Source organism: Vibrio sp. Vb1337 (genome assembly GCF_033338715.1).
In the GTDB taxonomy this organism is placed as follows: domain Bacteria; phylum Pseudomonadota; class Gammaproteobacteria; order Enterobacterales; family Vibrionaceae; genus Vibrio; species Vibrio alginolyticus.
In genome coordinates this window covers 250,870-262,029 of sequence record NZ_JAWOTD010000006.1, presented here as the reverse complement: position 1 = coordinate 262,029, position 11,160 = coordinate 250,870, and the positions used below count along the sequence as shown (strand labels likewise).

Below are 11,160 nucleotides of genomic sequence, written 5' to 3'. Positions count from 1 at the left end.
GGCATGACCATGAAGATGTGTATGGAAGATCAAATGAAGATCGAAAACGCAATGACACAAACACTATCTAACTGGAGCGATATCACGCTAACTAAAGATGGTCTTGTTCTGAAAAGTGCCGATCACGAATTGACGTTTACACTACGTGACTGGGTAAACTAATCCCAACTAAGTAAACCAGATAGTATCTTAAAGCAGCCAAACGGCTGCTTTTTTTACATCGATGAATCGTTAGTCATGCATGCTAAAGTCATTTAAATGGCCAACTTTCTTTCTCTTTTCGCCCTCAATTCCATGCTTTAGACATCAATTTTGCTCTGTAAAACAACCTATTCATATCTCTGGGGACAATAATTTTCAATTACTTGAAAGAATATCCTCAAACAAACGGTCCGCTCCTAAAATGACACCAAATTTGTCCTTTCTTCGTTTTGCTTCACATTGAGAGTAATTCTTTGAATCAATGAGTGATTCCGTTTGGGATTGGCATTGATAATAGAGAGAGATGAATTACTATCCTTGTAACAGAGCGGAACGACTTGCGAAAACGTCAATAGAAACGAAAGCAAGAACCAAAAGACATAACACGGAATAGATATGAAAAAGCTACTCAGCAGCATTGGCATTTTAGCCACGACTTTTGCGACACCTTCTTTTGCCGATTCATCAGTGAATAGTGAATGGCAAAAAATCGAACAGCAAGCCGACGGGCAATCCGTCTACTTTCATGCTTGGGGCGGGAGCCAAGAAATTAATCGCTACATACAGTGGGCGAGTAGAGAGCTAAAATCACGTTATAACGTGACGCTAAACCACGTTAAAGTAACTGATATTTCTGAGACCACTACTCGACTTATCGCAGAAAAAGCGGCAGGCAAAAACAGCGGTGGTAGTGTTGATATGGTTTGGATCAATGGCGAAAACTTCAAATCAATGAAGGATAACCAATTGCTATTTGGTCCTTTTGTCGAAGGTTTGCCAAGCTGGCAATATGTGGATAAATCTCTACCAATTGATGTGGACTTCTCCGAGCCAACAGAAGGTCTAGAAGCACCTTGGGGAGTAGGACAATTAGTGTTTATCCATGACGAGCAAACCCTCCATAACCCTCCAAAATCATTCGCAGAAATGCTGAGCTATGCAAAAGCGTTCCCGAATCGCCTGACTTACCCTCGACCACCAGAGTTTCATGGCACAAGCTTTATCAAAGCGTTACTCATTGAACTGTCTAACAACGCCCCTGAGCTGCAACAACCAGCTACCGATGACACGTTTGAGCAAGTCACTCAACCGCTGTGGTCTTATCTAGATGAGTTCCATAAAGTCGCTTGGCGCGGTGGTAAGCAGTTTCCAGGCGGTACAGCAGAAACCCTTCAGCTACTAGATGATGGTCAGACTGACCTGGCGATTACCTTTAACCCGAACGCGGTTTTCTCTGCGCAGTCGAGCGGTAATCTTGCAGAGAGCACCAAAGCGTACGCAATGGACGCAGGAGCACTCTCAAATATCCACTTTTTAGCGATTCCTTGGAACACAAATGCCAGTGCTGGTGCACAAGTTGCGATAAACTTTTTATTGAGCCCTGAAGCACAGTCTCGCAAAGGTAACCTAAACATCTGGGGCGACCCTTCGGTACTAAGCAACCAATACCTAACTGGTTCGGCCAAAAACACTCAACAATTCAAATCTATCGCTGAGCCACATCCAAGTTGGCAAGCGGCGTTAGAAAAAGAATGGTTGAAACGCTACGGGAATTAGTAAGAATCCATGTTAAGAGCGCTGTATTTAGTCATTATCGCAGTTTGTATTTTGCCTACCATTCCGGGACTATTTGGAGTGGTGGTCTCTGCGCTCGGTTATGTACCTCCTATCGGTCTACACCACTTTTCTTTTGATGGCTTCAATGCCGTCTTTGATTGGGAAGGTGTTTGGACATCCATCGGGCTTACTTTCTACTCCGCCATTTTCAGTAGCTACTTGGCTTGCTTCATCACGTTTGCCATTCTACAGGCGTCTTGGGGCAGCAAGTTTTGGCGAAAAATTGAAGTTAGCCTTTCCCCACTTCTCGCTATGCCGCACGTCGCGTTTGCCATTGGCTTTGCGTTCTTATTTGCCCCTACGGGTATGGGCGTTCGTGTTCTCAACCAACTGTTTGGTTACGACCCGAATGCACAAACGGTGAATGACTTAGCATTGCTGATTAAAGACCCACATGCACTCGGTTTGGTCATCATGCTAGCGATTAAAGAAGTGCCGTTTTTATTGTTGATGAGTATTCCGATCCTTCAGCAATTGAAAGTCGATAAGGTTGAAAAAGTCAGTCACTCGATGGGCTATAGTTCGGCGCAAGCGTGGTGGAAATGCGTATTTCCGCAATGGTTAGCAAAACTTCGTTTCCCAATGCTGGCGGTATTGGCTTACAGTTTGTCCGTTGTCGATGTCGCCCTGATTATTGGCCCTACCAACCCGCCGACGTTTGCGGTTTTGGTATGGCAATGGTTTAACGATCCAGATTTATCTCTCCTACCAAGAGCGGCCGCTGGGGCAGTAATACTGTTTGTGATGGCTAGTCTTTTGATTGGTTTCGCTCGATTGGTGGAATGGTTAACGACCAAAGGCTTCAAACGCTGGCAGTACTCTGGTCGAAACGGGTTTCGTTTACCCGGTAAAACCCTATTTTCACTGATTGCGCTACTTGCACTTCTAATGATTCCACTCATGGTGCTGTGGAGCTTTGCTCAACGTTGGCGCTTTCCAGATTTGCTCCCAAGCCGTTACAGCCTGCGTTTTTGGGAATACGAATGGCACAGTAGTCTAGGGACTCTAGAGCAAAGTATGTCAATCGCCCTGATCAGCGCGACTATCGCGCTAGTTCTTGCTTTAATAGCACATGAGTATCGCCTTCGTTATCGCTGGCAGGTACCCGGTTACATCATCGCCATCCCGATGCTGATTCCTCAATTATCGGTGCTATTCGGTATGCAAGTGGTAACACTGTACTTAAACAGTAACGCGCATTTCTTTTGGGTATGCTGGGCGCATGTGTTCTTCGCATTCCCATTTATTTACCTCTCGCTAGACGGGCCGTGGCGCAGCTTCGATAACAGCTTAACTCGCGTCGCACTCAGCTTGGGTAAAACACCGATGCAAGCTTGGTTAAAAGTGAAACTGCCAATCCTCCTGCCTGCAATTGCATTCGCGTGGGCTGTCGGTATTAGTGTCAGCCTAGCGCAATACCTACCTACATTAGTGCTAGGGGCTGGGCGCATTAGCACCATCACAACCGAAGCCGTTGCACTATCCAGTGGTTTTGACCGACGTGTCACCGCTATTTACGCCATTTGGCAAGCTCTGCTGCCATTCTTGTTCTTCTCTTTTGCGATACTGCTTAGCCACTTGCACAGGAAGTATCGCCGCTTGTCTATAAAAGGTTTACTACTGAATGAGTCTTTGTCTCGAAAACCTCGCCATTCGTAAAACCAATGGTGACGCGCTTTTTCCAGCGTTCAACATGACCGTAGAGAAAGGTGAAATTGTTACTCTGATGGGACCAAGTGGTTGTGGTAAATCCACTTTGTTGGATGCCATTGCCGGGCACCTATCCGCCGAGTTCAACTACTCTGGATCCATTACGCTTGATAACGAAAAGTTGGATGCCCTCCCTGCCCATAAGCGTCAGGTCGGTATTCTATTCCAAGAAGATTTGCTCTTCCCTCATTTAACGGTGTGGGAGAACCTTGCCTTCGCGCTACCAAACTCAATCAAAGGTGAAGAGCGTAAAGCTCACGCTATGCAAGCGCTGAAGAACATTTCATTGACCAAACTAGCAGAGTCCTTTCCTGACCAAATTTCGGGAGGGCAACGCGCCCGTATTTCATTGACTCGTATGCTGCTAGCAAAGCCGAAAGTTGCGCTACTTGATGAGCCCTATAGCAAGTTGGATAAAGACCTGCGTGTACAATTTCGCAATTGGGTGGTCGAACAATTGCAGCAAGCGAACATTCCTACTTTGATGGTAACGCACGATGAAGATGATATCCCTGATGGCAGCCGCTGCCTAAACTGGCCGTGGGAGACAAGTCATGCTTGATAGCCTGAGTATAAAGCTCATCCGCAAACCGCTGGCACTCAGTGCGACATATATCGATAAATGTGGCATCACCGCAAATCAGACGACAGTATTTGGTTTTGTGCTTGGCTGTTTTGCCCTGCCTGCTTTGATCGCCGAACAGTACTTGTTGGCGTTGCTGTTTATTTTGCTGAACAGAATCTGTGATGGGTTAGACGGTGCACTGGCAAGGATTCAAGGCATTACCGATGCGGGTGGCTTTCTTGATATCAGCTTAGATTTTTTGTTCTATTCGTTGATTCCTTTTGGCTTTGTGCTTGCCAACCCAGAACACAATGCCGTTGCAGGCGCATTTTTGATTTTTTCCTTCATCGGCACTGGTAGTAGCTTTTTGGCTTTTGCCATCATGGCAGGAAAACAAGGCATCGATAATCCGGTATATAAAAACAAATCGCTTTACTACATGAGCGGCTTAACCGAAGGTACAGAAACCATTGGCTGCTTGGTTTTATTTTGTTTGCTACCGCAACACTTTGCCGTCATCGCGTATATCTTTGGCGCGGCATGCTGGTTTACTACTTTTACACGTATTTATTCAGGGTTTCATACGCTTAACGATCATTAATACTGCTTAGACAATCGCGTTTCCTTAAGGGACAGGCCGCTAAGCCACTGTTTTATAAAGCACCAAAACGCAGGTTAAATTGGGGTATATACTCTTTGAATGAAGAAACCATTCGGAGGCTATATGAAAAAACAGATCAATTTAGGCATGTTGCTCACCATTACTTGTGCGCTCGTGCTTGGCGGCTGTAGCTCACCTAACCCGTACGGAGATGCATACGGCTCATCCGACACTCGCAAAGTTCAGCAGGTTTACTACGGCACAGTAGAAAAAGTAGAACCCGTAACCATTGATGCCTCTACCCAATCCAATGCCATTGGCACCATCGCTGGTGCTGCCGTGGGCGGGATCTTAGGCTCAAAAGTTGGGGGCGGTTCTGGCTCGGATATCGCTGCCATTGGTGGTGGTCTATTGGGTGGCTATGCAGGCAGCAAAGCGGCTGAAGCAACCGCGAAAAGAAATGGCGTGAATCTGACCATTCGTTTAGAGGACGGAAAGATTATCTCTATTGTTCAAGAAGCAAATCCAAACATGATTTTCCAACCAGGCCAAGCGGTCCAAATCAATGTTTCTGGTAATGACGCTAGAGTCGTTCCTCGTTAATTCGGACGAACCAAACCTTTGGCCTGCTTTAATTCAAACACCTAACCCGCGCAAGCTTACATCACTGGCTTGTTAACTTGCGCGTTTCTTTTCGTATCAAACTTGATCGTCGTCAATGGAACATCAATCTCCCACACCTTTCGATGTTCAAATGACATCAAGTTGCTAGCATGAGCCCATTCCAGATAACTTTGGGCTTGTTATGACTCCGACTGTTGACCACGTACTCCTTAATATCGCGCTAAACCTCAGCTCAAATCGCTCTCACGAGCAGCAATATCAAAATCTCATTGATGGGGTCGCGCAAGTATTCCCATGTGATGCGAGCTGCCTGTTTATCTTCGATGAGGATGGTTTTCTAACTCCTGTCGCGGTAAAAGGCTTATCCAGCTCGGTCTTAGGTCGTCGCTATTTCCCCAAGGCGCACCCTCGCTTAGATGCCATTATTCATAGCCGTGAACCGGTGCGTTTCGATGCCGATTGTTCACTGCCGGATCCTTTTGACGGCACACTATTAACCGAAGACCAGTGCATTGATGTTCATGATTGCATGGGCTTTAGCTTGTATGTCCAAGGCCAACTTGTTGGTGCACTAACGATGGATGCCCTAACGGTGGGCGCGTTTGATGACATCGATCCTGTCGCTATCGAAACCTTTGCAGCTTTGACCGCTGCGACATTGCGTAACATTGCGCAATTAAAAGCACTCAAAACACAAAACCAGAAGCAAAAAAGTGTCACTCAAACCCTTATCCAGCAAGCCCGTTCTCAACATGGCGAAATGGTGGGTTTGAGTCCGCAGATCAACCAGTTACGAAACAACATTGCGACCGTTTCTCAATCAGATTACGCGGTACTTATCTTAGGAGAAACCGGAACTGGTAAAGAACTGGTCGCGCACTCGGTACACGCGCAATCTCATCGTAGCGATAAGCCGATGATTTACGTCAACTGTGCGGCCCTGCCTGAAGGTCTGGCTGAGAGTGAACTATTTGGCCATGTCAAAGGCGCATTTACAGGTGCTAATAGCCACCGTGCCGGTAAGTTTGAACTGGCAGACGGTGGAACGATTTTCCTTGATGAAGTGGGCGAACTGCCTATGATTTTGCAAGCAAAATTGCTGCGCGTAATTCAGCAAGGCGAGCTGCAACGTGTGGGTAGCGATCAGCATTTGATGGTCAATGTGCGCATCATCGCCGCGACCAATCGACAACTAGAAAAAGAGGTCGAATCTGGCACGTTTCGAGCAGACCTTTTCCACCGTTTGAACGTGTTCCCAATCCAAGTCCCCCCACTGCGTGCCCGTGACGGGGATATTCCCGTTTTAGCAGGATATTTGTTGGAAAAAGTACGCCAACAATTCAATGCTCCCAATCTGCACGTTCACCCTAAAGTGTTGACTCAATTGGAATTTTTACCTTGGTACGGAAACGTGCGCGAGCTCGAACACACTTTAACTCGCGCGGCTTTACACGCCATTCAACAAGGCGCAAGCACGATCATGCTTAACCATTTCGACACCTCATTGGCTCTCGATGATGTAAAAAACACATCGCATTATCTGCCTAAAGAAAGCCAACCAATGCGAGAGCTAATAGAAAGTTATCAGCGTGATTTAATTGAACATGCTTTGAGCCAAACTGGTGGCGTTTGGGCAAAAGCAGCGGAGTTTTTACAAATGGATCGCGGGAACTTATATCGGATGGGTAAAAAGCTCGGGATCAATAAATAACCAACCACAAGAAGCCGATGTAATTAAGACATCACCCCCGTTGTCTTAATTACATCAATCATTCGCCTAAAAACAATAAAATCCTATATAAATCAACAAAATAAAAATTGGCACACATTCTGCTCTCTAGCGGTCAACATCACGACTATTAAAACAATCACTGGAGAACCCAATATGTTCTGTATTCAATGTGAACAGACAATTCAAACCCCTGCTGTTAAAGGTTGTTCTTTTGCACAAGGTATGTGTGGTAAAACTTCTGAAGTATCTGACCTGCAAGACGTGTTGGTTTACACACTGCAAGGGGTTTCTTTTTGGGCATCAAAAGCACTTGAATTCAACATCATTAACGATGAAATCAACCAATGGGCACCAAAAGCATTTTTCTCTACATTGACGAACGTAAACTTTGACCCTGAACGTGTCCTAGAGCTAACTTCTCAAGCAGCAACGTACAAAGCATTGCTAAAAGAGCAAGTGATATCGGCAGCAACGCTTACTGATACCGAAGTTGCAGACATCCCTGTTGTTGCTCACTTTGAGCTACCAAATAGCGCAGAAGCGATCTTAGCTTTTGCTCCTCAAGTTGCCGTTAACCGTGGTAAAGACCAAGTACATGAAGATGTGATTGGCCTGCGTCTACTTTGCCTATACGGCCTTAAAGGTGCAGCCGCGTACATGGAGCACGCACGTGTTCTTGAGCAAACCAACAACGATATCTATGCCGAATACCATGAAATCATGGCGTGGTTAGGTACTGATCCTGAAGATCTCGGTGAACTACTTGATTGCTCAATGCGCATTGGCCTGATGAACTACAAAGTGATGGAAATGCTCGACCAAGGCGAAACAACGACCTTCGGCCATCCAGAACCAACAACGGTGAACGTCAAGCCAGTAAAAGGTAAATGTATTCTTGTTTCTGGCCATGATTTGCATGACCTAGAAAAAATCCTGCAACAGACCGAAGGCAAAGGCATCAACGTTTACACCAATGGTGAAATGCTGCCTGCACACGGCTACCCAGAGCTGAAGAAATACCCTCATCTTGTCGGTAACTACGGCAGCGCATGGCAAAACCAACAGAAAGAATTCGCAAACTTCCCTGGTGCAATCGTAATGACGTCAAACTGCTTGTTGAATCCAAATGTGGGTCAATACGCAGACCGTCTATTCACCCGTAGCATTGTTGGCTGGCCTGGTGTGGCTCACATCGAAGGCGATGATTTTAGCCAAGTGATTGAATGTGCTCTAGCGCAAGACGGTTTCCAACACGATGAAATCGAACACCACATCACGGTTGGTTTTGGTCGCAATGCACTGATGAACGCCGCCCCTGCGGTTATCGACCAAGTGAAGCAAGGCAACATCAAACACTTCTTCCTAGTCGGCGGTTGTGATGGTGATAAAGCGGAACGCAGCTACTACACCGATTTTACGGCTGAAGCACCAGAAGACACGCTAATCCTGACCTTGGCGTGTGGTAAGTTCCGCTTCAACAAGAATACGTTCGGCGATATCAACGGCATCCCTCGCCTATTGGATGTGGGCCAATGTAACGATGCTTACTCTGCAATCCAGCTTGCACTTGCACTGGCGAAAGAGTTTGACTGTGACATCAATGAACTACCACTCACGCTTGTGCTTTCTTGGTTCGAGCAAAAAGCGATCGTTATCTTGCTAACGCTATTTGCATTGGGCGTGAAAGGCATTTACACAGGCCCTACTGCACCGGCATTCCTTACGCCAAACCTAATCGCCATCATCCAAGAGAAGTTCGATATGCGCAGTATTGGCAATGTTCAGGATGATCTAAAAGCTATCCTAGCAGCTTAATAAACTTGCTTGTTCGCGCCTCCTTACGTGGAGGCGCTATCTATTTCGAACTAAAAATAGCCACAAACAAAGAGATTGTTATGTTTTTTGAATGGCAAGGTAACCAACCCGTCACGCTCCGTTGCATCGACAAATACTTCGAAACACACGACACCGTCAGCATCAAATTGGCCGAACTAACCGAATCACTTCTGTTTCAGTTTAAGCCAGGCCAGTTTATTAACTTAGGCGTCGAAATTGATGGAAAAATGGAGTTTCGTGCCTATTCAATCAGCTCGATCAATGAAGACGATCACCTTCAACTCACCATCAAACGAGTATCTGGCGGTAAAGTATCGAACTACATCGTTGACTCGCTGCTGCTCGGTGATACCGTTCAAGCATTACCACCAGCGGGCGAATTTAACTGCATTGACCACCCACCCGTTTTACGTGATGGCGAAACAAGAGCCTTGCTTATCAGTGCAGGTTGCGGCGTCACGCCCGTATTTTCGATGGCAAAACACTGGCTGAGTGAGCAAGATGGAAACGACAACGATGTGGACATCGCATTTCTTCATATCGCACGCAGCCCAGAAGAGACAATTTACTACGACCAGCTAGAAACGTTCGACGCTGTGTATCCCAACTTCCGTTTAAAGCTGTTGCTGAAAAACCGCGAAGGAACGTCGCATCCACAAGGTCGTTTGAATGCCGACTGGATTAAAGAGCTTGTTCCTGATTTCAAGCAACGCACCGTTTACCTGTGTGGTCCAAGCCAGTTTATGCAAGATGTTCACGGCTATTTGAATGATCTTGGTTTTGACATGACGAACTTCTACCAAGAGAGTTTTACGCCAGCGACTGGCGCAGAATCATCGGTCTCCGATGAGACGGTTAACGTTTCTGTTCCTGATTTTGCTCAAAGCATCGATGCGCAAAAAGGTCAGGTACTGGCCGATGTGCTCGAAGGCGCAGGTTTACCATTAATCGTCGCTTGTCGAAGCGGGATTTGTGGCTCGTGTAAATGCAAGGTTCGTAAAGGCAACGTCTCTTCCACCAGCCTAGAAACATTGACGCCAGAAGAAATTGAACAAGGCTATGTGCTCGCCTGCTCATCAACCATCGAAGCGGATCTTGAAGTGCAGATCGGTTAATGCTGCTGGTGTCGATCTTTTATTGTTTCCCGTCATTCCGGCGAGCCTAGGCGAGATCAGGAACCTAATATCAGCGTGTTAGGAATAACTCATTCTGATAATAGACTCTGAATCACACTCGCGTCTCGCTATTCAGATTGACGGGGTATCGCGGAAATGCCAGCCGTACTCAAACGGCTGGTATTATAGATAGGTACAACTTTCGTTTCGTCGTCATTGCTTCTCGCTAAACAACAACACTTTCAATGCTGCTTCGCTGTCTACGTCCATAAACTCTGGCGGGTTATCCAGACGCTCACGGAATGTCAACTCTGGCGCCTCTTCTTTCATGCTTTCAATCAAGAAGTCGCTTGTCACAGATGGCGAGTTCACACATGCCATCACTTGACCACCGTCTGCCAACAAATCCGGCAACCGACGTAAAATCTTTTTGTAATCTTTAGTCAGCGCAAAGCTGCCTTTCTGGAATGAAGGCGGATCGATGATAATCAAGTCATACTGACCAGATTTCTTAATCTTACCCCATGATTTAAAGATATCATGCCCCATAAAGCTTACCTGGTTGATGTTATGACCATTTAGCTTGTGGTTCTCACGGCCTTTAGACAACGACGCTTTCGCCATGTCGACGTTAATCACTTTATCTGCACCACCCGCAATGGCAGCGACAGAAAAGCCACACGTGTAAGCAAACAAGTTGAGCACGTTTTTATGCTTCGCATTTTCCCGTACCCAATCACGACCGTAGCGCATGTCCAAAAACAGACCGAAGTTTTGGTTGCGGCCAATATCCAATTGGTATTTCAAACCGCTTTCTTCAACGACAGGGCGAGCATCTAATTCACCGACAAGCACTTCTGAAGGCGCACCATCGGCATAACGGTGCTGAATAACCATAGTACGACCTTGCTTGTCTGCCCACAGTGGTGATTGTACCAACGCATTGAGGCCGCTTTTCAGCTCAGCGAGAAACACGTCGTCGACTTCTTTAAACAAGTTGATGATCAACTGACCTTGTAACCAGTCACAGGTGATTTGCTCTAGGCCCTCAAAACGACGACCACGACCATGAAACAGTCGACGAATTTCATTCGGAGCTTGCGCTAGCTCGGTTTCTAGATGCTGAAAAAACAGCGGAAGTTGTGATGCTTGCATCGAG

The 11,160-nt window shown here is 46.4% G+C and carries 10 protein-coding genes; 9 read left to right on the top strand and 1 reads right to left on the bottom strand.

Annotation, left to right across the window (positions count from 1 at the left end; translation table 11 throughout):
• The 9 genes from R7E42_RS09620 to R7E42_RS09580 form a co-directional block, all read left to right on the top strand.
• A partial coding sequence (locus R7E42_RS09620; RefSeq protein ID WP_318072609.1) for an META domain-containing protein occupies positions 1–162 on the top strand: 162 nt, incomplete at its 5' end.
• Between the two features lie 435 nt (positions 163–597).
• Positions 598–1,758, top strand: coding sequence for an ABC transporter substrate-binding protein (locus tag R7E42_RS09615; RefSeq protein ID WP_005386688.1), 1,161 nt, complete (start codon positions 598–600; stop codon positions 1,756–1,758).
• A gap of 9 nt (positions 1,759–1,767) precedes the next feature.
• Positions 1,768–3,477, top strand: coding sequence for an ABC transporter permease (locus tag R7E42_RS09610; RefSeq protein ID WP_318072606.1), 1,710 nt, complete (start codon positions 1,768–1,770; stop codon positions 3,475–3,477).
• The gene (locus R7E42_RS09605; RefSeq protein WP_318072605.1) at positions 3,443–4,090 is read left to right on the top strand and encodes an ATP-binding cassette domain-containing protein; all 648 of its coding nucleotides are present in this window, start codon (positions 3,443–3,445) and stop codon (positions 4,088–4,090) included. Before R7E42_RS09610 ends, R7E42_RS09605 begins: the two co-directional genes overlap by 35 nt.
• Positions 4,083–4,694 carry a CDP-alcohol phosphatidyltransferase family protein gene (locus R7E42_RS09600; protein ID WP_005386693.1) on the top strand — a complete coding sequence of 204 codons (612 nt, stop codon included), beginning with the start codon at positions 4,083–4,085 and terminating at the stop codon, positions 4,692–4,694. Before R7E42_RS09605 ends, R7E42_RS09600 begins: the two co-directional genes overlap by 8 nt.
• Positions 4,695–4,817: 123 nt before the next feature.
• Positions 4,818–5,297, top strand: coding sequence for a glycine zipper 2TM domain-containing protein (locus R7E42_RS09595; protein WP_005386695.1), 480 nt, complete (start codon positions 4,818–4,820; stop codon positions 5,295–5,297).
• A 202-nt stretch (positions 5,298–5,499) separates the two neighbouring features.
• Positions 5,500–7,029 (top strand): nitric oxide reductase transcriptional regulator NorR, encoded by a 1,530-nt coding sequence (gene norR, locus R7E42_RS09590; protein ID WP_158156179.1) that lies wholly within the window; start codon positions 5,500–5,502, stop codon positions 7,027–7,029.
• Between the two features lie 174 nt (positions 7,030–7,203).
• Positions 7,204–8,865, top strand: a complete 1,662-nt coding sequence (gene hcp, locus R7E42_RS09585; RefSeq protein ID WP_318072604.1) for a hydroxylamine reductase — start codon at positions 7,204–7,206, stop codon at positions 8,863–8,865.
• Positions 8,866–8,945: 80 nt separating this feature from the next.
• Positions 8,946–10,001: a hybrid-cluster NAD(P)-dependent oxidoreductase gene (locus tag R7E42_RS09580; protein ID WP_318072603.1), complete on the top strand. Its 1,056-nt coding sequence runs from the start codon at positions 8,946–8,948 to the stop codon at positions 9,999–10,001.
• 213 nt (positions 10,002–10,214) lie between these two features.
• Here the strand turns inward: R7E42_RS09580 and R7E42_RS09575 are convergent, their stop codons facing one another.
• Entirely contained in the window at positions 10,215–11,156 is a 942-nt protein-coding gene (locus R7E42_RS09575) for a class I SAM-dependent methyltransferase (RefSeq protein ID WP_033905108.1), read from the bottom strand.
• Between the last annotated feature and the right edge of the window lie 4 nt (positions 11,157–11,160).